Origin of the sequence: Citrobacter sp. wls619 (genome assembly GCF_005281345.1) — a bacterium.
Lineage (GTDB): Bacteria > Pseudomonadota > Gammaproteobacteria > Enterobacterales > Enterobacteriaceae > Citrobacter.
On record NZ_SZXJ01000046.1, the window covers coordinates 25459 to 46728 of the forward strand.

Sequence of the window (21270 nt, forward strand, 5' to 3'; positions counted from 1 at the left end):
TTATCGTATGACTGCTGGCCTGATGCCTCTCACTTACTATATTAAGTAAGAAAGATAAACAGAGTAGTTCAGTTTTAAAAAATGCCAGCTTAATTCCCCTACCAAAATTAAGGGGGTCACAAAGTATTCACTCACAATGACTTAGCTAGTCTGTAAGCCATGCTACCTATGAATATCGGGTGTTTCGCCTCACCTTATCTTAAATAACTAAACGTAGCAATTTCCCTTAAAAAATATTCCTTCTGGTTTTCATAGACGTGAAAGCAACCTGACGCCACAACAGATAGTTAGGCATAATTGGCCTGTAGCCCCGACAAAAGCAGGGATTTTATGTATAATTGCGGCCTTTTTCGGCAATCTGCCAATTTTGGGCGCTTTTGCCCCTGCTGACTTTTGAGGAAATCCACATGTCATTACCACACTGCCCACAATGCAACTCCGAATACACTTACGAAGATAACGGCATGTTCATCTGCCCGGAATGCGCTCACGAATGGAACGACGCTGAACCCGCTCAGGACAGCGACGAACTGATCGTTAAAGATGCTAACGGCAACCTGCTCGCCGATGGCGACAGCGTTACCGTAGTAAAAGATCTGAAGGTAAAAGGTAGCTCTTCCATGCTGAAGATCGGTACCAAAGTGAAGAATATCCGCCTGGTTGAAGGCGACCACAACATCGATTGTAAAATTGATGGCTTTGGCCCAATGAAGCTGAAATCTGAGTTTGTGAAAAAGAACTGATTTCACTTGCCTGATGGCGCTGCGCTTATCAGGCCTGTACCAGCTCATTTGTCAGGCGGGAAGCCCATACTTCCCGCCTGGTTTATTTTTGCACACGGCATCTACACTTAACTGGCTTCTTTTACCTGAGGTAAAAATTATGCCGTTAAGTCCCTATATCTCCTTTGCAGGCAACTGCGCTGACGCTATCGCCTACTATCAAAAAACGTTAGGCGCTGAGCTACTCTACAAAATCAACTTCGGTGAAATGCCCAAATCCGCGCAGGACAGCGAAGAAGGTTGCCCTTCCGGAATGAAATTCCCCGATACCGCCATTGCTCATGCCAACCTGCGCGTGGCAGGCAGCGACATCATGATGAGCGATAGCGCCCCCGACGGAAAAGCCCACTACTCTGGCTTTACGCTGGTACTCGACACGCAAAATGTCGATGAAGGGAAGCGCTGGTTTGATAACCTGGCCGCACAAGGACAAATCGAAATGGACTGGCAGGAGACCTTCTGGGCACATGGTTTCGGTAAAGTGACCGACCAGTACGGCGTGCCGTGGATGATCAACGTCGTCAAGCAACAGCAACCCCCTACCGAGTGATGTAACGGGAGGCTCGTCCTCCCGGATTGTCATCAAATATCGCTCAACTCTTCATCGCCAAGTAACCTTCCTTTAACGAAAACGTCACATTAATCCGCCACGATGGGGCCACTTTTTTAGGGAGGCCGCATCATGCAAACGGTTATTCGCGTCGAGAAACTCTCCAAATCCTTCAATCAACATCAGGCGCTTAATGCGGTTGATCTGAATATCTGTGCCGGTGAGATGGTGGCTCTGCTTGGGCCATCTGGCTCCGGCAAATCCACCCTTTTACGTCATCTAAGCGGTTTGATCACCGGTGATAAATCACCGGGCAGTCACGTCGAGCTATTAGGCCGTACCGTTCAACGTGAAGGCCGACTGGCGCGCGACATCCGCAAAAGCCGTGCCCACACTGGCTACATCTTCCAGCAGTTCAATCTGGTGAACCGGCTGAGCGTACTGGAGAACGTGCTGATTGGCGCGCTCGGCAGCACGCCATTCTGGCGCACCTGTTTTAGCTGGTTTACGCCAGAGCAGAAACAACGCGCATTACAGGCGCTGACCCGCGTGGGTATGGCGCACTTGGCTTATCAGCGCGTTTCCACGCTCTCCGGCGGGCAACAACAGCGCGTCGCGATCGCCCGCGCATTGATGCAACAGGCAAAAGTGATCCTCGCCGATGAACCGATTGCCTCGCTGGACCCGGAATCGGCGCGCATCGTGATGGATACCCTGCGCGACATTAACCAGACCGACGGTATTACCGTGGTCGTCACGCTGCATCAGGTGGATTACGCCCTGCGCTACTGCGAACGCATTGTCGCGCTGCGCCAGGGGAACGTCTTCTTTGACGGCAGCAGCCAGCATTTTGATAACGATCGTTTTGACCATCTCTACCGCAGCATGAACCGCGTCGAACAGAACGCGCAGGCTGCTTAACGTCCCCACAATGAGGAATGGAAATGAGTTATAAAGCCGTTGCCGCGCTGGCCTTCACCAGCATGTTCAGCATCAGCACCTTGTTAAGCCCGGCACATGCCGAAGAGCAAGAAAAAGCGCTGAACTTTGGCATTATTTCGACTGAATCACAGCAAAACCTGAAGCCGCAGTGGGAACCGTTCCTGAAAGATATGGAAAAATCACTGGGCGTAAAAGTGAACGCCTTCTTTGCGCCGGACTACGCCGGGATAATCCAGGGAATGCGCTTTAACAAAGTCGATATCGCCTGGTACGGCAACCTCTCCGCAATGGAAGCGGTGGATCGCGCCAACGGACAGGTGTTTGCCCAGACCGTCGCTGCCGATGGCTCTCCGGGGTACTGGAGCGTACTGATCGTTAACAAGGACAGCCCGATCAACAACCTGAACGATCTGATCGCCAAACGTAAGGATCTGACCTTCGGCAACGGCGATCCTAACTCCACTTCAGGCTACCTCGTCCCCGGTTACTACGTCTTCGCCAAAAACAACATCTCCGCCAGCGACTTCAAACGCACCGTCAATGCCGGACACGAAACCAACGCGCTGGCCGTCGCCAACAAACAGGTGGATGTGGCTACCAACAACACCGAAAACCTCGACAAGCTGAAAACTTCTGCGCCGGACAAGCTGAAAGAGCTGAAGGTTATCTGGAAGTCACCGCTGATCCCAGGCGATCCGATTGTCTGGCGTAAGAACCTCTCTGAAGCCACCAAGGACAAGGTGTACGACTTCTTTATGAATTACGGCAAAACGCCGGAGCAGAAAACCGTCCTGGAACGCCTGGGCTGGGCACCGTTCCGCGCCTCCAGCGATCTGCAACTGGTGCCGATTCGCCAACTGGCGCTGTTTAAAGAGATGCAGGGCGTGAAGGACAACAAAGGGCTGAACGAGGAAGAGAAAACCAGCAAAACCTCGGCGCTGAAAGCACAGCTTGATGATCTCGACCGTCTGACCGCCGCGCTGGGCGCCATGACCAGCGTCACCAAAGCGGTGCAGTAACCCTGATGCCCGGTGGCGCTTCGCTTACCGGGCCTACAGGACATCGTAGGCCGGATAAGGCGCAAGCGCCACCATCCGGCAATAACCGACGCACGGAGCTAAACATGCAAACCATCACCGTCGCCCCACCCAAGCGTAGCTGGTTCTCGCTGCTGAGCTGGGCCATTCTGCTCGCCGTGCTGGTGGTCTCGTGGAAAGGGGCCGAAATGGCCCCGCTCACGCTGATCCAGGATTCCGGCAATATGGCAACCTTCGCCGCCGACTTCTTCCCGCCGGACTTCAGCCAGTGGCAGGACTATCTCGGCGAAATGGCCGTCACCCTACAAATCGCCGTCTGGGGGACTGCCCTCGCCGTTGTGCTATCGATTCCCTTCGGTTTGATGTGCGCCGATAACCTCGTGCCGTGGTGGATTTACCAGCCGATGCGTCGCCTGATGGATGCCTGTCGCGCCATCAACGAAATGGTCTTCGCCATGCTGTTTGTGGTCGCCGTTGGTTTGGGTCCGTTTGCCGGGGTGATGGCGCTGTTTATCCATACCACCGGGGTGCTCTCCAAGCTGCTTTCCGAAGCAGTAGAAGCCATTGAACCCGGTCCGGTAGAAGGCATTCGCGCCACCGGAGCCAACAAGATTGAAGAGATTCTGTACGGCGTTCTGCCACAGGTCATGCCGCTGCTTATCTCCTACTCGCTGTATCGCTTTGAGTCCAACGTTCGTTCGGCCACGGTGGTCGGGATGGTGGGAGCCGGTGGTATCGGCGTGACCTTATGGGAAGCAATTCGCGGCTTCCAGTTCCAGCAAACCTGCGCCCTGATGGTGTTAATCATCGTCACAGTCAGTCTGCTGGATTTCCTCTCCCAGCGTTTGCGTAAGCACTTTATCTGATTAGCGAGGCATTGATTGCTATGCACTTGTCTACACATCCGACCAGTTATCCAACGCGTTATCAGGAAATTGCCGCGAGACTTGAGCAGGAGCTTCGTCAACATTATCGCTGCGGTGATTACCTGCCCGCCGAGCATCAACTGGCCGCGCGCTACGAGGTAAACCGCCACACCCTGCGCCGCGCCATTGACCAGTTGGTTGAGCGCGGTTGGGTTCAACGTCGTCAGGGCGTGGGCGTGCTGGTGCTGATGCGCCCGTTCGACTATCCGCTGAATGCCCAGGCACGCTTCAGCCAGAACCTGCTGGACCAGGGCAGCCACCCCACCAGCGAAAAACTGCTGGCGGTGCTGCGTCCGGCCTCCAGCCACATTGCTGAAGCGCTGAGCATTAACGAGGGCAATAACGTGATTCACCTGCGCACCCTGCGCCGGGTCAACGGCATCGCCCTGTGCCAAATCGACCACTATTTTTCCGACCTCACTCTCTGGCCGCTGTTGCAGGGCTTTAACCACGGCTCACTGCACGACTACCTGCGCGAACAGTCGGGCCTGACGCTGCTACGCACGCAAACGCGTATCAGCGCCCGCCGCGCACAGGCCAAAGAGAGCAAGGTGCTGGAAATCCCCAATATGGCGCCGCTGCTGTGCGTGCGCACCCTGAACCACCGTGAAGGCGAAGAACAGGCCGCGGAATATTCCGTCAGCCTGACCCGCGCCGACATGATCGAATTCACCATGGAGCACTGAATGCATTTCGATACCGCCACTCGCCAGCGTTGGATGCGCGCGCTGGCTTACAGCAAGGCCGATGCCCTGAATGCGCGCATCAACGCGCTCAAACTGACGCCGGACTATGAGCTTATCCGCGCCCCGGAAAGCGGACTGATGCAGATCCAGGCCCGCATGGGCGGCACCGGTAATCGCTTCTTTGCCGGCGACACCACGCTTACCCGCGCAGTGGTACGCCTGAAGAGCGGCACGCTGGGCTACAGCTACCTGCTGGGTCGCAATAAACAACACGCCGAGCAGTGCGCGGTAATTGACGCATTGCTGCAGGAACAGACGCCTTTCCAGAACCTGATGGAAACCTTAATTGCCCCGCTGGAAGCGGAACGCGATGCGCTGATTAGCGCACGCCGTGCCGAAGTCAACGCCAGCCGGGTCGACTTCTTCACGCTGGTACGCGGAGATAACGCATGACCTTACAAACCGCCTTTAATTTACCCGTTCAGGATGCTCAGCAGAGCTTTCGTCGTCTGCTGAAGGCCATGAGCGAACCGGGCGTAATCGTCGCCCTGCATCAACTGAAACACGGCTGGCAGCCGCTGGGTCTGGCCACCACCAGCGTGCTGCTGACCCTGGTCGATGGCGACACGCCGGTCTGGCTGGCGCCATCGATAGATAACGATATCGCCCGGCAGAATCTGCGTTTTCACACCAACGCGCCGCTGGTGGAGCAGCCGCAACAGGCAGCCTTTGCCGTCGCCGACGAGCGCATCAGCAGCGAACAGCTTAACGCCCTCTCCGCCGGTTCCGCCGTCGCGCCAGAGAGCAGCGCCACGCTGATTGTGCAGATCTCTGGCTTAAGCGGCGGACGCATGCTGCGTCTGACCGGCGCGGGCATCGCCGAAGAGCGCATGATCGCGCCACAACTGCCGGAATGCCTGATTCACGAACTTACCGAGCGCCCGCATCCGTTCCCGCTGGGGGTCGATCTGATCCTCACCTGCGGCGAACGTCTGCTGGCTATTCCGCGAACCACCCATGTGGAGGTGTGCTGATGTACGTCGCCGTCAAAGGGGGCGAAAAGGCGATAGCCAACGCCCATGCCCTGCAGGAAAGTCGACGCCGGGGCGATGAGAGCATTGCTGAACTGAGCGTGGCGCAAATCGAACAACAGATGAACCTGGCCGTCGACCGGGTGATGACCGAAGGCGGCATTGCCGACCGCGAGCTGGCGGCACTGGCGCTGAAGCAGGCCAGCGGCGATAACGTCGAAGCCATCTTTTTGCTCCGCGCCTACCGCACCACGCTGGCAAAGGTGGCGGTCAGTGAACCGATTAACAGCGCAGAAATGCGCCTTGAGCGCCGAATTTCTGCGGTCTATAAGGACATTCCCGGCGGACAGCTGTTAGGCCCCACCTACGATTACACCCATCGCCTGTTGGATTTTACCCTGCTGGCCAATGGTGAAACGCCACCGCTGCGCAGCGCGGAAAATACGCAGGGCGCCTCTCCGCACGTCTTTTCTCTGCTGGCAAATCAAGGACTGGCAAAACGTGAAGAGGATGATGGCGCGACACCCGACGACATCACCCGCACACCGCCGGTGTACCCCTGTTCACGTGCTTCACGTCTGCAACAGCTGATGCGCGGTGACGAGGGCTACCTGCTGGCGCTGGCCTACTCCACCCAGCGCGGCTACGGGCGCAACCACCCGTTTGCCGCCGAAATCCGCAGCGGCTATGTGGCACTGGAAACCGTGCCGGAAGAGCTGGGATTTGCAGTGAACGTCGGCGAACTGCTGATGACCGAATGCGAAATGGTCAACGGCTTTGTCGCGCCAGAAAACGAATCCCCCCATTTTACCCGCGGCTACGGACTGGTGTTCGGTATGAGCGAACGTAAAGCGATGGCGATGGCGCTGGTAGACCGCGCCCTACAGGCAGCCGACTACGATGAAACGGTCACGGGACCGGCGCAGGACGAAGAGTTCGTGCTGGCGCATGCGGATAACGTCGAGGCGGCGGGTTTTGTTTCGCACCTCAAACTTCCCCATTACGTCGATTTCCAGGCCGAACTGGAACTGCTTAAACGCCTGCAACAGGAGGCCGACCGTGACCACTAACCTCTCCGGCTACAACTTTGCGTATCTTGATGAGCAGACCAAACGCATGATCCGTCGCGCCATTCTGAAAGCGGTGGCCATCCCCGGCTATCAGGTGCCGTTTGGCGGACGTGAAATGCCGATGCCCTACGGCTGGGGTACGGGCGGCATTCAGCTTACCGCCAGCGTGATTGGCGAACCGGACGTACTGAAGGTGATTGACCAGGGCGCGGATGACACCACCAACGCCGTGTCGATCCGTAATTTCTTCAAGCGTGTGACCGGGGTGAACACCACCGAGCGCACGGAAGACGCGACCTTGATCCAGACCCGCCACCGCATCCCGGAAACGCCGCTGGTGGAAGATCAGATAATCATCTTCCAGGTGCCGATCCCTGAGCCGCTGCGCTTTATCGAACCGCGCGAAACGGAAACCCGCACCATGCACGCGCTGGAAGAGTACGGCATCATGCAGGTGAAACTGTATGAAGATATCGCCCGCTTCGGCCATATCGCCACCACCTACGCCTATCCGGTGAAGGTTAACGACCGCTACGTCATGGACCCGTCGCCCATCCCGAAATTTGACAACCCGAAGATGGACATGATGCCAGCCCTGCAATTGTTCGGCGCAGGCCGCGAAAAACGTATCTATGCCGTACCACCGTATACGCGGGTGGAAAGCCTCGATTTCGACGATCACCCATTTACCGTGCAGAGCTGGGATGAACCTTGCGCCATCTGCGGATCAACCCATAGCTATCTCGACGAAGTGGTGCTCGATGACAGCGGCAAACGCATGTTTGTCTGCTCCGACACCGACTACTGCCGCCAACAGAGCGAGGCCCTCAGCAAATGACGCAACCGCTGCTTTCAGTCAACAACCTGACCCATCTTTACGCGCCGGGCAAAGGCTTCAGCGATGTCTCTTTTGACCTGTGGCCTGGCGAAGTGCTGGGTATCGTTGGGGAATCCGGTTCCGGTAAAACTACGCTGCTGAAATCGATCTCTTCACGGCTGACGCCACAAAACGGTGAGATTTTGTATCAGAACCGTTCGCTGTATGGCATGAACGAAGCCGACCGTCGCCGCCTGCTGCGCACGGAATGGGGCGTGGTGCACCAGCATCCGCTGGACGGTCTGCGCCGTCAGGTCTCCGCAGGCGGCAATATTGGTGAACGCCTGATGGCCACCGGGGCTCGCCACTACGGCGACATCCGCGCCACCGCCCAGCGCTGGCTGGAAGAGGTAGAGATCCCCGCCTCGCGTATCGACGACCTGCCGACCACCTTTTCCGGCGGCATGCAGCAGCGTTTGCAGATCGCCCGTAACCTCGTCACCCACCCCAAACTGGTGTTTATGGACGAACCCACCGGCGGGCTGGACGTTTCCGTACAGGCCAAACTGCTGGACCTGCTGCGCGGCCTGGTGGTGGAACTGGATCTGGCTGTGGTGATTGTCACCCACGATCTGGGCGTTGCGCGCCTGCTGGCCGACCGTTTGCTGGTGATGAAACAGGGCCAGGTGGTGGAAAGTGGGTTAACCGATCGCGTGCTCGACGATCCGCATCATCCGTATACCCAGTTGCTGGTGTCGTCGGTGTTGCAGAACTGATTTTTTGTTTTGCCGGATGGCGGCTGCGCCTTATCCGGCCTACGGAGCGGCATTGGTTGCGCCTGATAAGCGCAGCGCCATCAGGCAATCGAACGCACAAATGTTTAAAGAGGCTAAAAATGAACGCGATCCGCGTTGAAAATGTCAGTAAAACCTTCGTGCTCCACCAGCAAAACGGCGTGCGTCTGCCGGTGCTGCAAAACGCGACTCTGGACGTTAAAAACGGCGAATGCGTGGTGCTGCACGGTCACTCGGGCAGCGGCAAATCCACGTTGCTGCGTTCGCTGTACGCCAACTACCTGCCGGATGAAGGACACATCCACATCCGCCACAGCGATGAATGGGTCGATCTGGTGCAGGCCCCGGCGCGTAAAGTGCTGGAGGTCCGTCGTTCAACTATCGGTTGGGTAAGTCAGTTCCTGCGCGTGATCCCACGGATTTCCGCGCTGGATGTGGTGATGCAACCACTGCTGGATCTCGGCGTATCCCGTGAGGAATGTGCAGCCAAAGCCGCGAACCTACTTACCCGCCTGAATGTTCCTGAGCGCTTGTGGCATCTCGCGCCATCAACCTTTTCCGGCGGCGAACAGCAGCGCGTCAACATCGCCCGTGGGTTTATTGTCGATTATCCCATTCTGCTGCTCGATGAGCCTACCGCCTCGCTGGACGCCAAAAACAGCGCCGCCGTGGTGGCGCTGATTGAAGAAGCAAAAGCCCGCGGCGCGGCAATTGTCGGCATTTTTCACGATCAAACCGTGCGCGACCGCGTCGCGGATCGTCTGCACCTGATGGGAACAACAGCATGATTATCAACAATGTAAAGCTGGTGCTGGAAGATGAGGTGGTGCAAGGATCGCTGGAAATTGCAGGTGGGGTTATTCGCACTTTTGCCGAAAGTCAAAGCCAGCTGCCTGAAGCGCTGGACGGTGAAGGCGGCTGGCTGCTGCCGGGGCTTATCGAGCTGCATACCGATAACCTCGACAAGTTTTTCACCCCGCGCCCGAAGGTAGACTGGCCTGCCCACTCGGCAATGAGCAGCCACGATGCTTTAATGGTTGCCAGCGGTATTACCACCGTGCTGGACGCGGTGGCGATTGGCGATGTGCGCGACGGTGGCGACCGTCTGGAAAACCTGGAAAAAATGATCAATGCGGTGGAAGAGACGCAAAAGCGCGGGGTCAACCGTGCCGAACACCGTCTGCATCTGCGCTGCGAGCTGCCGCACCACACCACCCTGCCGCTATTTGAAAAGCTGGTCGGTCGTGAGCCGGTAACGCTGGTGTCGCTGATGGATCACTCACCGGGTCAGCGTCAGTTCGCCAATCGCGAGAAGTACCGCGAGTATTATCAGGGCAAGTATTCGCTGACCGACGAGCAGATGGCCCGCTATGAAGAAGAGCAACTCGCCCTGGCGGCTCGCTGGTCACAACCCAACCGCACCGCCATCGCACAGATGTGTCGTGAACGGCAGATTGCACTGGCGAGCCACGATGACGCCACCCACGATCATGTCCTTGAATCGCATCAACTAGGCAGCGTGATCGCCGAATTTCCCACGACGTTCGAAGCCGCCGAAGCCTCGCGCCAGCATGGCATGAACGTGCTGATGGGCGCGCCGAATATCGTGCGCGGCGGTTCGCACTCCGGCAACGTAGCAGCCCATAAGCTGGCCGAACTGGGGTTACTGGATATCCTCTCTTCCGATTACTACCCCGCCAGTCTGCTCGACGCAGCATTTCGTGTCGCAGATGACGATACCAACCGTTTTACGCTGCCACAGGCGATTCGTCTGGTGACCCGTAATCCCGCACGGGCGTTGAATCTTGACGACCGTGGCGTGGTTGCCGAAGGAAAACGCGCAGATCTGGTGCTGGCGCACCGCAAAGGCGGCAACATCCATATCGACCACGTCTGGCGTCAGGGCAAAAGGGTATTCTGACTATGGGTAAACTGATCTGGCTGATGGGGCCATCCGGCTCCGGAAAGGACAGTCTGCTGGCGGAACTCCGCCAACAGGAACCGGCACAATTGCTGGTGGCACATCGCTACATCACCCGGGCGGCCAACGCCGGGAATGAAAACCACATCGCCCTCAGCGAACAAGAGTTTTTTACCCGTGCCGGGCAAAACCTGCTGGCGCTAAGCTGGCATGCCAACGGTTTGTACTACGGCGTCGGCGTGGAAATTGACCTCTGGCTGCATGCGGGTTTTGATGTGGTGGTCAACGGTTCACGCGCCCATCTGCCGCAGGCGCAATCACGCTATGGCACGGCTTTAACGCCTATCTGCTTACAGGTTTCTCCGGCGATTTTACGCCAACGTCTGCAGGCACGCGGACGGGAAAGCGAAACGGAAATCGCTGCCCGCCTTGAACGCGCGGCCCGCTACGCGCCTTACGACTGCCACGTCCTGAATAACGATGGAAGTTTGCTACAGTCAGTCGATACACTGCTCACCCTGATGGGACGCAAGGAGAAGAAACATGTCTGTCTGTGAATTACGCCGCGCTACGCTGTATGACACCGATGCGGTTTACGCGCTGGTCTGCGAACTGAAGCAGGGTAAATTCGACCACCAGGCCTTTAGCACCGGGTATATAGCAAATCTGCAAGACCCCAATATGCACTACCAACTGGCGCTGCTTGACGGACAGGTTATCGGATTGATCGGTCTGCATTTGCAGTTTCACCTGCACCACGCTAACTGGATTGGTGAGATTCAGGAACTGGTGGTGATGCCACAGGCTCGGGGGTTGAAGGTAGGCAGCCAGTTGCTGGCCTGGGCCGAAGCCACCGCGCGCGAAGCGGGGGCGGAAATGACCGAGCTTTCCACCAGCACGCAGCGCCTTGATGCGCATCGTTTTTACCGCCGAGAAGGTTATACGCAGAGCCATTTTCGCTTTACCAAGCCGTTGTAGGGGGATGCGATGAGTCTGACCATTACGCTTACAGGAACCGGCGGCGCACAGTTGGTACCGGCTTTTGGCTGCAACTGTGCCGCTTGCCAGCGAGCACGTTTACAGACGCAATACCGCCGACGCCCCTGCAGTGGCGTGGTCAAATTCAACGACGCGGTGACGCTCCTGGATGCAGGGATCCCCCATCTGATGGACGACTGGCCGGCAGGCAGTTTCCAGCAGTTCCTGCTCACTCACTATCATATGGATCATGTACAGGGACTGTTTCCGCTGCGCTGGGGAGTGGGAAAAACAATCCCGGTGTACGGCCCACCGGATGAACAGGGCTGCGACGATCTGTTTAAGCACCCCGGCATTCTGGATTTTAGCCAGACCGTCGCGCCGTTTGTGGTGTTCGATTTACAGGGATTGCAGGTGACCCCTTTACCGCTCAACCACTCTAAGCTGACGTTCGGCTATCTGCTGGAAACCGCGCACAGCCGCGTGGCATGGCTCTCGGATACCGCCGGGCTTCCCGACAAGACGCTGAAGTTTCTGCACAATAACCAGCCGCAAGTGATTATCATCGACTGCAGCCACGCCCCACGCGCCGAGCCGCCACGCAATCACAGCGATGTAAATACCGTCATCGCCCTAAACGAGGTTATCCGCTGCCCGCGGGTGATCCTGACGCACATCAGTCATCAGTTCGACCTGTGGATGATGGAAAATCCACTTCCCGCAGGGATTGAGGCTGGATATGACGGAATGGAGATTGTGCTGGAGTAATTTCCCGGACAATAAGACTTGTTAACAGGTCTCTTAAATCCTATATTAAGACCAGTTAAATGGTCTTTAGGAGCGATTATGCCGCATATTATTTTAAGCGATACCACCGCGAGTGTGAGTGAGCTAAAAAAGAACCCGATGGCGACGGTTAGCGCAGGAGATGGGTTTCCGGTCGCAATTCTGAACCGTAACCAGCCCGCTTTTTATTGCGTGCCAGCAGAGCTTTACGAAAAAATGCTCGATGCGCTGGACGATCAACAGCTGGTTAAATTAGTCCATGAACGTAGCCAACAACCCCTGGTGGATGTGGATCTGGACAGCTACTTATGAGTTATACGGTAAAGTTCAGGGAAGATGCGCTGAAAGAATGGCAAAAACTTGATAAAGCCATTCAGCAGCAATTTGCCAAAAAACTAAAGAAATGCTGTGAAAATCCGCATATTCCTTCAGCAAAGCTCAGGGGAATAAAAGATTGCTACAAAATCAAACTACGAACATCAGGGTTTCGTCTTGTTTATCAAGTCATTGACGACACCCTGGTCATCGCGGTCGTTGCCGTCGGTAAACGCGAGCGTAGTGAAGTCTATAACCTTGCCAGCGAAAGATTGCGCTAACGATCGTAGTCCTCTTCCATTCTGCGTTCTTCGTCTTCTAACTGTCGACGTTCCTGATCGAGCTGCCGCTGGCGGTCGTCTAACTGACGACGGCGGTCTTCGAACTGGCGACGACGATTGTCGTACTGCCTACGGCGATCGTCACTCATCTGACGCTGCCAGCCATCATCACGTGAGTCGTCATAATCCCGATTGTTATCCGGATTATAGGCATCGCTGACGGCACGTTGAATATTGCCAATGGCGTCATCAATAATGTCTGCATGCGCCGAAATCGTCGTCAACATCAACAAACTGAATAAAAAGAGCGTCGGGGAGCGTTTCATAAAACCAGCCTCATAAAGAAACTGACCCCACGGTAATCAAAGTGCTTTGACGCGAGTAGCGGAGGAATCTCAATTACATGCGCGTCGCAGCGCCTGGGCCAGTTCCCCTCGGGTAAACGGTTTACGCAATAGCGCCACATCCGGCAACGCCGGATTATGCGCCGGGCGTAAATCCTGGCCGCTAATCAGCAGAATATTCAGTTGGGGATAATGCTTCAGGGCATGATTGACCACATCCGCACCACTCAATCCGCCAGGCAACATTAAGTCACTGACAAGAATATCAATCTCTGCTGAAGCCGCCAGCATATGCATTGCCTGTTCGCCGTTAGCGGCTTCGAGCGTCAGGTAGCCCAAAAGGTGTAATTGTTCGCACAACGTCTGACGCACATCGGCCTCATCTTCAAGCACCAGAATCAGCTTCTCGCCGCGGGTCGCAGGATGCTCTGCTATCGGTTCAACCGGAACTTGCACAGGCACAACGGCACGAGGAAGCTGTAATCTGACGGTGGTTCCCTGCCCCGGCGCGCTTTCGATCTCTACGCGACCGCCAGATTGACGCACAAAGCCGTACACCATTGATAATCCCAGCCCGCTGCCGCTACCGGTTTGTTTGGTCGTGAAGAACGGTTCGAAGACCTGCGCTTTCACCTCCTGCGACATGCCGCTACCCTGGTCGGCAACCTCCAGCATCACCATATCCTGCTTACGCCCATCGCTGCGCGTAACCCGCTGATTCCAGGTACGGATTTTAATCGTGCCCGTCTGCCCGTCCATGGCATCACGGGCGTTCATCACCAGATTGATAATGGCGTTTTCCAACTGGCTGACGTCAATCCACGCCGGCCAGGCAGGTGACTGGGCTTCAATCTCCAGCGTCAATGTGGCGGGTAGCGAATGACGCATCAACTCGCCCAGGTTTTCCAGCAACGTTTTCAGCTCTACCGCGTGCGGATGCAAAGACTGTTTGCGCGAAAAGGCCAGCAGCCGCTGGGTCAGCAGCGCCCCGCGTTCAGCCGCTTTTAGCGCCCGATGAATCCGCGGCGCATCGGGCGAATCTGGGTTCACCAGATCCAGGCTGCCGATAATCACCGCCAGCAGGTTATTGAAATCATGCGCTAATCCACCCGTAAGTTGCCCCACCGCTTTCAGCTTTTGGCTATGTAGCAGCGCTTCTTCCAGCCCCTGACGCTCGGTGCGGTCGATTTCCATCTGGCTGGTTTTTTCTTTTAGCAATCGGGTGGTGTGCTCCAGCGACGCCGTATTACGAGCAAAGACGCTAAAGGCACGCGCCAGTTCTCCCAGCTCGTCGCGGCGTTGCAGAGCCGGGACGCTGACATCCGATTCACCGTGCGCCAGCCGGGTCATCGCCCGTGAAATGGCCGTCAGGTTGGAACCGAGATTACGGTAGATATACCACCCGGCAAAACCGGTGATCACCACCGCCAGCAGCGCAAAGACCAGAATAAACAACGCGCCGGATTGCAATTCCTGATGGCTTTGCGCCACCCGCTGTTCGGAGATTAACGCCACCTGCGAGGCATACTGATTGATATCACTGTTGAGGATGGCGACCAGCGCTTTGATATGAAACATATACCAGTTGATCGCCAGATCGCTTTGTTCCAGTGCGGCAGAAAGCGGCTCCAGCTTATGCAGTTCCTGATTGAAATCATTGAGAATACGGCTAATCAGCAGATTACTGGCTTGCAGAGGCAGCGAGGGCATCACGCCATCCAGTTGTTTGACCACCGATCGTGGCGTAGGTGTTTCAATGGCGGCGATAATTAAGCGATCCATCTGATCCAGCAGCGCGTCATCCTGTGCGTCAGTCAACTTTTGCAGATGGCGTAAGTAGCTTTGATTCTGATACAGCGAACTGAGTAGCGCGTTACGCTCCAGATGCCGCCGCTGCCCGCGCTGCAACATACCTTCCACACTGCTTTGCAGCTCATTGCTGCGTTGAATAATACGCTCAACCAGCCCCGGCTCCTGCTGTGCCAGCGGCGCAGCGGCCAGTTGTTCCAGCGAATGCTTCAGCGCCCGTTGCGTCTCCTGCAGACGTTCCGCTTCACCTTTGTATTCCAGTGCCCCCACCACCTGAGAGAGCCGCACCGCCGCCGTTGCTACATTTGCTGTATCGCGCGCCAGGTTCATGCTGCCGGTCATGTCATCAACGGTTTGCTGTTGCACCTGCTCCTGAATCTGACTGGCATGCTGAAAACCCAGCACCGCCACGCCGCTGACCATCAACGTGACCGCCACCACCAGCAGGTTGAAAAACAGTAATCGCCCGCGCGCGCTGGCGAAAAAGTGACGTCCTGGTTGCGGCATATCACGCTCCATGAAGAAAAATCGCAATATGACAAATATGAACGGCTTCTGACATTTTGCATTTACATTCCTGTGATGGACTGCTGATATCGGCCACCCCGCAGGAGATCCGCGATGAGCAGGACACCGGTTCTGGAAATGCGCAACATTGCCAAAGCGTTTGGCAAATTTTACGCGCTGAAAGGGGTCGATTTAACGGTCTGGCCGGGTGAGATCCATGCTCTGATGGGCGAGAACGGCGCGGGGAAAAGCACCCTGATGAAGATCCTCGCGGGGGCGTATACCGCCACCAGCGGCGAGATCCTGATTGACGGACAACCTTTTCATATTCGTGGGCCAAAGGATGCATTAAGTGCAGGCATTACTCTGATTTATCAGGAGATGCAGCTCGCGCCAAACCTGACGGTAGCGGAAAATATCTTTCTTGGCAGCGAGCTATCGCGCGGTGGTCTGGTCCAGCGCAAAGAGATGGTGATGCAGTCGCAGAAGGTTATCGACCGACTCGGTGCCCAGTTTAAGGCCAGCGACCGGGTAATGACGCTGACCATCGCCGAACAGCAGCAGGTCGAAATCGCCCGCGCCCTGCACCGTAACAGCCGCATCCTGGTGATGGATGAACCCACCGCCGCCCTCTCCTCACGTGAAACACACCGCCTGTTTGAACTGATCATGCGTCTACGCGATGAAGGAATGGCGATTATCTATATCAGCCACCGCATGGCGGAAGTCTATGAACTCTCCGATCGCGTCAGCGTCCTGCGCGATGGGCAGTATGTCGGTAGCCTGACCCGCGACAAGCTTAATGCTGCGGAACTGGTGCGCATGATGGTGGGTCGCCCGTTGAGCGATCTGTTCAACAAAGAGCGCGATATTCCCTTAGGCAAAGCGCGCCTCAATGTTCATCACCTGACTGATGGCAACAAAGTGCAACCGTGCAGCTTGCTGGTGCGCTCCGGGGAGATCGTCGGCCTTGCGGGTCTGGTGGGAGCCGGACGTTCTGAACTGGCGCAACTGATTTTTGGCGTACGTAAAGCCATCGGCGGCATGATTGAAGTCGACGGCGAACCGGTGGTGATCCACTCCCCGCGTGAAGCGATTGACCACGGTATTGGCTTTCTGACCGAGAACCGCAAAGAACAGGGGTTATTTTTAGAACTGGCGGCCGCGGAGAACATCACCATGGCGACGCTGGAACGTGACGCCAACTGGGGCATGCTCGATCGCAAAAAAGCGCAGGCCATTTCCGATGATGCGATTCAATTACTCAACATCCGCGTGCCGCATGCTCAGGTACGGGCGGGTGGGCTGTCCGGCGGTAATCAACAAAAATTGCTGATTTCACGCTGGGTCGCGATCGGCCCGCGCATTTTGATCCTCGATGAACCCACGCGCGGCGTAGACGTCGGCGCCAAAAGCGAGATCTACCGGATCATGAACGATATGGCGCGCAAAGGCGTGGCGATCCTGATGATCTCCAGTGAATTGCCGGAAGTGGTCGGCATGAGCGATCGGGTATATGTCATGCGGGAAGGCAGTATTGCCGGCGAGCTGGACGGGAAAAGCATTACCCAGGAAAACATTATGACGCTGGCAACCGGCGTGAACGACTCCCATCATCAGGCGGTGCCCCATGAATAATCCAACCCCTTCCCAGCAGGTGGCGAAATCCGCCTCCGCGAAAAGAATGCTGATGAGCGATCTGATGCAAACGGTCGGCATCTTACCTATTCTGATCCTGATTGTGGCGGTGTTTGGCTTTATCGCGCCAAACTTTTTTACTGAGAGCAACCTGCTGAATATTACCCGCCAGGCGTCGATCAATATCGTGCTGGCGGCTGGCATGACTTTCATCATCCTGACCGGCGGGATCGATCTCTCCGTCGGTTCAATTCTCGGCACCACCGCCGTTGCGGCCATGGTCGTTTCTCTTATTCCTGAGTTTGCCATGCTGTCGATTCCGGCGGCGCTGATACTCGGCCTGGTGCTGGGGCTGTTTAATGGCGCACTGGTCGCCTTCGCCGGGCTGCCGCCGTTTATCGTCACGCTTGGAACGTATACCGCGTTACGCGGCGCGGCGTACCTGCTGGCGGATGGCACGACGGTTATCAACTCCAACATCAGCTTTGAGTGGATCGGCAACAACTATCTCGGCCCGGTACCGTGGCTGGTGGTGATTGCACTGGCGGTAGTGGTGGTGTGCTGGTTCATTCTGCGCCGCACCACGCTGGGCGTTCATATCTACGCGGTCGGCGGCAACATGCAGGCCGCACGTTTAACCGGGATCAAAGTCTGGCTGGTGCTGTTGTTCGTCTACGGCATGAGCGGTTTGCTCTCGGGTCTTGGCGGGGTGATGAGCGCCTCGCGGCTGTACAGCGCCAACGGCAACTTAGGCATGGGCTACGAGCTGGACGCCATCGCGGCGGTGATCCTCGGCGGCACCAGCTTTGTTGGCGGGATCGGCACCATTACCGGCACGCTGGTAGGGGCGCTGATTATCGCCACGCTTAATAACGGCATGACGCTGATGGGCGTCTCCTATTTCTGGCAACTGGTGATCAAAGGGGCGGTGATCATCATAGCGGTGCTGATCGACAAATACCGAACCCGACACCATCAAAGTGCATAGACAAGCTTACTGGCCTACATATTCGTAAGCCTGATAAGCGCAGCGCCATCAGGCGTATAACAACAATACCCTACGTGAGGAAACGAGTATGCGTTTGAAGCCATTAGTGACCGCGCTCTGTGCTGGCGCACTGCTTGCTGCAGCTCCGTTTGTGCAGGCAAAAGAACTGAAATCGATCGGCGTTACGGTGGGCGATCTGGCCAACCCGTTCTTCGTACAAATCACCAAAGGTGCAGAGCTGGAAGCACGCAAACTGGCCGGTGATAACGTCAAAGTGACGCTGGTCTCCAGCGGCTACGATCTGGGGCAACAGGTGTCGCAAATCGACAACTTTATTGCCGCCAAAGTCGATATGATCATTCTTAACGCGGCGGATTCCAAAGGCATCGGTCCGGCGGTAAAACGCGCGAAAGACGCGGGGATCGTGGTGGTCGCCGTTGACGTGGCGGCCGAAGGGGCTGATGCAACCATCACCTCCGATAACACCCAGGCGGGTGAAATGGCTTGTAAATACATTACCGACCGCCTGAAAGGCAAAGGCAACGTCGTCATCATCAACGGGCCGCCGGTTTCCGCCGTCCAGAATCGCGTGGAAGGCTGCCAAACCGAGTTCAAACGCCACCCGGACATCAAGGTGCTGTCGCATAACCAAAACGCCAAAGGCAGTCGCGAAGGCGGGCTGGAGATCATGACCGCGTTGCTGGCGGCGAATCCGAAGATCGACGGCGTATTCGCCATTAACGATCCGACTGCGATCGGTGCCGATCTGGCGGCAAAACAGGCGCAGCGTAGCGAATTCTTTATTGTCGGCGTAGATGGATCGCCGGACGGCGAAGAAGCGCTGAAGCGCGAAAACTCATTATTTGTGGCGACTCCGGCACAAGATCCGCAGGTGATGGCTGCCAAAGCGGTCGAAATCGGCTATGACATATTGCAGGGGAAACCCGCGCCGAAAGAACCCGTGCTGATCCCGGTGACGATGATCGATAAAAACAACGTCGGTAGCTATAAGGGTTGGACGGTGAAATAAATCCTGAACCGACTGATGCTCTCCTGACACATAGAGAGTAAAAGAAACAAGAGCGCCCGCCAGGGCGCTTACCTCATAAAAACTGGAAGTAATAAATATCCATTTCCTCCTCTATATTATGACTCAATATAAAAGAAAAAAACATAATCGCCGTGTAAATAATCGGTATACCAATAACTAAAGGAATAAGCGTATACCATGGGTGATTTTGGAACATTTCCATTGGCACGAGACATATATATCCTAAACCCCATAAAATAATGGCGCACAATTTTATGACTCTCCAATAATCATGGAAATCCAGCTTCTCAAGTGCCGGACAAGATCCTGGATGTTTAGCCGCTATTATGCCGGATTGAATAGTATCTGCGGATGTACTGGCGAATAACTGATGGCCTTGACCATATTTTGCAGCATCCGCAGCCAATGCCAAGACAACCCAGCGCTGAACCTCCGTGCTTTGCCCAGTGACGGCCTCCAGTTCATATCGACTATCGGCTAAAATACTCGTTTTTGCGTTTTCTACCCCACTAAACAATACGAATTTTGATTGCTTATCCAGTAAGTTGAACCACAATTTTTTAATTTTACTAACATCCACCTGCTGTGCAGAAAGATATATATTTACGATTTCATCAAGGTAATAAGGCGTACTGTCCATCATGCGTAATAAATATAAAGGCGTGTCTTTATCTTCAAGCAAACTTGTATTGGTAAAAATAAAAGCATTAGCACTTTCGAAAAAGTCAGAATTATTTTCATCATGCAATTCAACTGCAATAAGCAGGTGGTTTTCAGACATATTTAAATCAACCCAGTCATTAATTAAGAAATAATCAGGGCATTCGTGAAGAATATTAATTTTCCCGACTTTATCGTTGGGGATGTCCAGGCTTGCCAGTACCGCCTTGAAACTATTGCCGATAGTGTCATCCGCCCCTTTAACGTACAGCCAGGTATTAAAAGGCCGATAATCCCTGATAAGAGAATTTTTGAGGGGCTCTATCAACTGCCTTAGCACTTTATCAACTCTGGTGTCATCCATTGAGTCAACTTCAATATCAATGCGTAGCGGCGTTGCCGAACCTGCTGGCGCTTCACCCTCTAGTTTCTGAATTTTTAATGCCAGTTCAGGCACCGGGAGAATGGATGAATAGTCTAAAAGCGGCAATGCCCGTATTGCCCAGTTTTTCCACTGATTCATACCATACTGCTCAAGATAACCCGCATAGTAACATGGAAAAGATATAAGGCCGTAAGTGATTACCATCACACACCAGATGGCTAACACTATTAGCGATGGGATACCTATTGCATTCCATATCAGATCATCAGGAACCTTCTTGTCCTGCAACCAGCTGAATATATTGTATGTTATAAAAAACAGAAAGACAGCACAGCTAATGATCAGCATAATATTCAGCGGGAATTTTTCTGGTTCTTCATAGGGATTCTTGTTTGGTATCTTCCATTTCCTCATTTGCTTGTCCCCGCCGTGGGCAGTGTGGTTTTTATTGCACAACCGCATGCGGCTCTACAACCATCCACAACAACGCCTTTGCCGTCCATTGTCCAGGTTGGCTCAAAATCAAGTATTGGGAAGGTGCCTTTGTGCAGAATACAAACCACAGTATCCCCCATTAAGGCGACAGCAATTCCCATAAACTTGCTACCAGAAGCTTTATTGACATATCCGCCATTTTCCAGCGGATCGTTTAGCCTGATTACACCTTTCATATTATTTCCCCGCATCCATATCGCAGTACATCCGGGTCCAGCCCTTATAGCCCACCACCTCCGGTTCTTTGTCCGGCAGGTTTTGATAGTTAGCCTTATAACCTTCCGTTAAATGGGCTAAGGATGCTTTCATAAATACCACCGTTCCCCACGCAGCACCTGGAAACTCAGGACTGGTATGGCCGTCCACATACTCGCCACCGGATTTATGCTTGCCTGGCCTGTAGAGATAATAGGTGTCATCAAAGTATTGATAATCTATACCCGGACCACCCGGCGCCAGACGCGGGTCGTCAAAAGG

At 55.2% G+C, this 21270-nt stretch carries 25 protein-coding genes and 1 pseudogene; 21 read left to right on the forward strand and 5 right to left on the reverse strand.

Translation table 11 applies throughout. The features are described 5' to 3' along the window. The first annotated feature begins 407 nt into the window (after nt 1-407). From FDX19_RS12035 to FDX19_RS12120, 18 genes are all read left to right on the forward strand, one after another. On the forward strand, nt 408-743 hold the full coding sequence (locus FDX19_RS12035; RefSeq protein WP_003031835.1) for a zinc ribbon domain-containing protein YjdM: 336 nt from the start codon (nt 408-410) through the stop codon (nt 741-743). A gap of 139 nt (nt 744-882) precedes the next feature. After that, entirely contained in the window at nt 883-1332 is a 450-nt protein-coding gene (gene yjdN, locus FDX19_RS12040; RefSeq protein ID WP_137382883.1) for a VOC family metalloprotein YjdN, read from the forward strand. 132 nt (nt 1333-1464) lie between these two features. Next, nucleotides 1465-2253, forward strand: coding sequence for a phosphonate ABC transporter ATP-binding protein (gene phnC / locus FDX19_RS12045; RefSeq protein ID WP_137382884.1), 789 nt, complete (start codon nt 1465-1467; stop codon nt 2251-2253). Nucleotides 2254-2276: 23 nt separating this feature from the next. Then, nucleotides 2277-3293, forward strand: coding sequence for a phosphonate ABC transporter substrate-binding protein (gene phnD / locus FDX19_RS12050; RefSeq protein WP_137382885.1), 1017 nt, complete (start codon nt 2277-2279; stop codon nt 3291-3293). Between the two features lie 104 nt (nt 3294-3397). Beyond that, on the forward strand, nt 3398-4177 hold the full coding sequence (phnE, locus tag FDX19_RS12055; protein ID WP_016155398.1) for a phosphonate ABC transporter, permease protein PhnE: 780 nt from the start codon (nt 3398-3400) through the stop codon (nt 4175-4177). A gap of 20 nt (nt 4178-4197) precedes the next feature. Continuing rightward, entirely contained in the window at nt 4198-4923 is a 726-nt protein-coding gene (gene phnF / locus FDX19_RS12060) for a phosphonate metabolism transcriptional regulator PhnF (RefSeq protein ID WP_137382886.1), read from the forward strand. After that, on the forward strand, nt 4924-5376 hold the full coding sequence (gene phnG, locus FDX19_RS12065; protein ID WP_137382887.1) for a phosphonate C-P lyase system protein PhnG: 453 nt from the start codon (nt 4924-4926) through the stop codon (nt 5374-5376). Then, entirely contained in the window at nt 5373-5957 is a 585-nt protein-coding gene (gene phnH, locus FDX19_RS12070) for a phosphonate C-P lyase system protein PhnH (RefSeq protein WP_137382888.1), read from the forward strand. The genes phnG and phnH overlap by 4 nt, the downstream gene beginning before the upstream one ends. Next, on the forward strand, nt 5957-7024 hold the full coding sequence (locus tag FDX19_RS12075) for a carbon-phosphorus lyase complex subunit PhnI (RefSeq protein ID WP_137382889.1): 1068 nt from the start codon (nt 5957-5959) through the stop codon (nt 7022-7024). The genes phnH and FDX19_RS12075 overlap by 1 nt, the downstream gene beginning before the upstream one ends. Nucleotides 7025-7070: 46 nt before the next feature. Beyond that, nucleotides 7071-7862, forward strand: coding sequence for an alpha-D-ribose 1-methylphosphonate 5-phosphate C-P-lyase PhnJ (phnJ, locus tag FDX19_RS12080; RefSeq protein WP_224774781.1), 792 nt, complete (start codon nt 7071-7073; stop codon nt 7860-7862). After that, complete coding sequence (phnK, locus tag FDX19_RS12085; protein WP_003826710.1) at nt 7859-8617, forward strand: phosphonate C-P lyase system protein PhnK; 759 nt, start codon at nt 7859-7861, stop codon at nt 8615-8617. Before phnJ ends, phnK begins: the two co-directional genes overlap by 4 nt. 119 nt (nt 8618-8736) lie before the next feature. Beyond that, on the forward strand, nt 8737-9423 hold the full coding sequence (gene phnL / locus FDX19_RS12090) for a phosphonate C-P lyase system protein PhnL (protein WP_137382890.1): 687 nt from the start codon (nt 8737-8739) through the stop codon (nt 9421-9423). Continuing rightward, entirely contained in the window at nt 9420-10556 is a 1137-nt protein-coding gene (gene phnM, locus FDX19_RS12095) for an alpha-D-ribose 1-methylphosphonate 5-triphosphate diphosphatase (protein ID WP_137382891.1), read from the forward strand. The genes phnL and phnM overlap by 4 nt, the downstream gene beginning before the upstream one ends. A gap of 2 nt (nt 10557-10558) precedes the next feature. Further along, nucleotides 10559-11113, forward strand: coding sequence for a ribose 1,5-bisphosphokinase (phnN, locus tag FDX19_RS12100; RefSeq protein WP_137382892.1), 555 nt, complete (start codon nt 10559-10561; stop codon nt 11111-11113). Then, nucleotides 11100-11534 carry an aminoalkylphosphonate N-acetyltransferase gene (gene phnO, locus FDX19_RS12105; RefSeq protein WP_137382893.1) on the forward strand — a complete coding sequence of 145 codons (435 nt, stop codon included), beginning with the start codon at nt 11100-11102 and terminating at the stop codon, nt 11532-11534. Before phnN ends, phnO begins: the two co-directional genes overlap by 14 nt. A 9-nt stretch (nt 11535-11543) precedes the next feature. Next, nucleotides 11544-12302 carry a phosphonate metabolism protein PhnP gene (phnP, locus tag FDX19_RS12110; RefSeq protein WP_137382894.1) on the forward strand — a complete coding sequence of 253 codons (759 nt, stop codon included), beginning with the start codon at nt 11544-11546 and terminating at the stop codon, nt 12300-12302. Between the two features lie 78 nt (nt 12303-12380). Next, nucleotides 12381-12632, forward strand: a complete 252-nt coding sequence (locus FDX19_RS12115) for a type II toxin-antitoxin system Phd/YefM family antitoxin (protein WP_006688247.1) — start codon at nt 12381-12383, stop codon at nt 12630-12632. Beyond that, the gene (locus tag FDX19_RS12120; protein WP_137382895.1) at nt 12629-12916 is read left to right on the forward strand and encodes a type II toxin-antitoxin system RelE/ParE family toxin; all 288 of its coding nucleotides are present in this window, start codon (nt 12629-12631) and stop codon (nt 12914-12916) included. Before FDX19_RS12115 ends, FDX19_RS12120 begins: the two co-directional genes overlap by 4 nt. On the opposite strand, the gene yjdP is transcribed toward FDX19_RS12120, so the two are convergent. Beyond that, entirely contained in the window at nt 12913-13242 is a 330-nt protein-coding gene (yjdP, locus tag FDX19_RS12125; protein WP_137382896.1) for a DDRRRQL repeat protein YjdP, read from the reverse strand. The two genes, FDX19_RS12120 and yjdP, sit on opposite strands and share 4 nt — an antisense overlap. A 69-nt stretch (nt 13243-13311) precedes the next feature. Continuing rightward, entirely contained in the window at nt 13312-15576 is a 2265-nt protein-coding gene (locus FDX19_RS12130) for a hybrid sensor histidine kinase/response regulator (protein ID WP_137382897.1), read from the reverse strand. Nucleotides 15577-15690: 114 nt separating this feature from the next. Here FDX19_RS12130 and FDX19_RS12140 point away from each other — a divergent pair, with 114 nt between their 5' ends. From FDX19_RS12140 to FDX19_RS12150, 3 genes are all read left to right on the forward strand, one after another. Further along, nucleotides 15691-17214, forward strand: a complete 1524-nt coding sequence (locus tag FDX19_RS12140; protein WP_137382898.1) for a sugar ABC transporter ATP-binding protein — start codon at nt 15691-15693, stop codon at nt 17212-17214. Further along, nucleotides 17207-18202: a ribose ABC transporter permease gene (locus tag FDX19_RS12145; RefSeq protein WP_137382899.1), complete on the forward strand. Its 996-nt coding sequence runs from the start codon at nt 17207-17209 to the stop codon at nt 18200-18202. The genes FDX19_RS12140 and FDX19_RS12145 overlap by 8 nt, the downstream gene beginning before the upstream one ends. Before the next feature lie 88 nt (nt 18203-18290). Beyond that, nucleotides 18291-19232, forward strand: a complete 942-nt coding sequence (locus FDX19_RS12150; protein ID WP_101742853.1) for an ABC transporter substrate-binding protein — start codon at nt 18291-18293, stop codon at nt 19230-19232. Between the two features lie 73 nt (nt 19233-19305). Here FDX19_RS12150 and FDX19_RS12155 read toward each other — a convergent pair whose 3' ends face one another. From FDX19_RS12155 to FDX19_RS12165, 3 genes and pseudogenes are all read right to left on the reverse strand, one after another. After that, a complete protein-coding gene (locus FDX19_RS12155; protein ID WP_137382900.1) occupies nt 19306-20712 on the reverse strand; it encodes a hypothetical protein in 1407 nt (468 codons plus the stop codon). Continuing rightward, complete coding sequence (locus FDX19_RS12160) at nt 20709-20969, reverse strand: PAAR domain-containing protein (protein WP_043018109.1); 261 nt, start codon at nt 20967-20969, stop codon at nt 20709-20711. The genes FDX19_RS12155 and FDX19_RS12160 overlap by 4 nt, the downstream gene beginning before the upstream one ends. A gap of 1 nt (nt 20970) precedes the next feature. After that, a pseudogene (locus tag FDX19_RS12165) lies at nt 20971-21270 on the reverse strand (hypothetical protein); the annotation flags it as partial.

Coding starts and splice junctions, on each gene's coding strand:
- FDX19_RS12035 (WP_003031835.1), top strand. CDS start 408: ATGTCATTACCACACTGCCCACAATGCAACTCCGAATACACTTACGAA.
- yjdN (WP_137382883.1), top strand. CDS start 883: ATGCCGTTAAGTCCCTATATCTCCTTTGCAGGCAACTGCGCTGACGCT.
- phnC (WP_137382884.1), top strand. CDS start 1,465: ATGCAAACGGTTATTCGCGTCGAGAAACTCTCCAAATCCTTCAATCAA.
- phnD (WP_137382885.1), top strand. CDS start 2,277: ATGAGTTATAAAGCCGTTGCCGCGCTGGCCTTCACCAGCATGTTCAGC.
- phnE (WP_016155398.1), top strand. CDS start 3,398: ATGCAAACCATCACCGTCGCCCCACCCAAGCGTAGCTGGTTCTCGCTG.
- phnF (WP_137382886.1), top strand. CDS start 4,198: ATGCACTTGTCTACACATCCGACCAGTTATCCAACGCGTTATCAGGAA.
- phnG (WP_137382887.1), top strand. CDS start 4,924: ATGCATTTCGATACCGCCACTCGCCAGCGTTGGATGCGCGCGCTGGCT.
- phnH (WP_137382888.1), top strand. CDS start 5,373: ATGACCTTACAAACCGCCTTTAATTTACCCGTTCAGGATGCTCAGCAG.
- FDX19_RS12075 (WP_137382889.1), top strand. CDS start 5,957: ATGTACGTCGCCGTCAAAGGGGGCGAAAAGGCGATAGCCAACGCCCAT.
- phnJ (WP_224774781.1), top strand. CDS start 7,071: ATGATCCGTCGCGCCATTCTGAAAGCGGTGGCCATCCCCGGCTATCAG.
- phnK (WP_003826710.1), top strand. CDS start 7,859: ATGACGCAACCGCTGCTTTCAGTCAACAACCTGACCCATCTTTACGCG.
- phnL (WP_137382890.1), top strand. CDS start 8,737: ATGAACGCGATCCGCGTTGAAAATGTCAGTAAAACCTTCGTGCTCCAC.
- phnM (WP_137382891.1), top strand. CDS start 9,420: ATGATTATCAACAATGTAAAGCTGGTGCTGGAAGATGAGGTGGTGCAA.
- phnN (WP_137382892.1), top strand. CDS start 10,559: ATGGGTAAACTGATCTGGCTGATGGGGCCATCCGGCTCCGGAAAGGAC.
- phnO (WP_137382893.1), top strand. CDS start 11,100: ATGTCTGTCTGTGAATTACGCCGCGCTACGCTGTATGACACCGATGCG.
- phnP (WP_137382894.1), top strand. CDS start 11,544: ATGAGTCTGACCATTACGCTTACAGGAACCGGCGGCGCACAGTTGGTA.
- FDX19_RS12115 (WP_006688247.1), top strand. CDS start 12,381: ATGCCGCATATTATTTTAAGCGATACCACCGCGAGTGTGAGTGAGCTA.
- FDX19_RS12120 (WP_137382895.1), top strand. CDS start 12,629: ATGAGTTATACGGTAAAGTTCAGGGAAGATGCGCTGAAAGAATGGCAA.
- yjdP (WP_137382896.1), bottom strand. CDS start 13,242: ATGAAACGCTCCCCGACGCTCTTTTTATTCAGTTTGTTGATGTTGACG.
- FDX19_RS12130 (WP_137382897.1), bottom strand. CDS start 15,576: ATGCCGCAACCAGGACGTCACTTTTTCGCCAGCGCGCGCGGGCGATTA.
- FDX19_RS12140 (WP_137382898.1), top strand. CDS start 15,691: ATGAGCAGGACACCGGTTCTGGAAATGCGCAACATTGCCAAAGCGTTT.
- FDX19_RS12145 (WP_137382899.1), top strand. CDS start 17,207: ATGAATAATCCAACCCCTTCCCAGCAGGTGGCGAAATCCGCCTCCGCG.
- FDX19_RS12150 (WP_101742853.1), top strand. CDS start 18,291: ATGCGTTTGAAGCCATTAGTGACCGCGCTCTGTGCTGGCGCACTGCTT.
- FDX19_RS12155 (WP_137382900.1), bottom strand. CDS start 20,712: ATGAGGAAATGGAAGATACCAAACAAGAATCCCTATGAAGAACCAGAA.
- FDX19_RS12160 (WP_043018109.1), bottom strand. CDS start 20,969: ATGAAAGGTGTAATCAGGCTAAACGATCCGCTGGAAAATGGCGGATAT.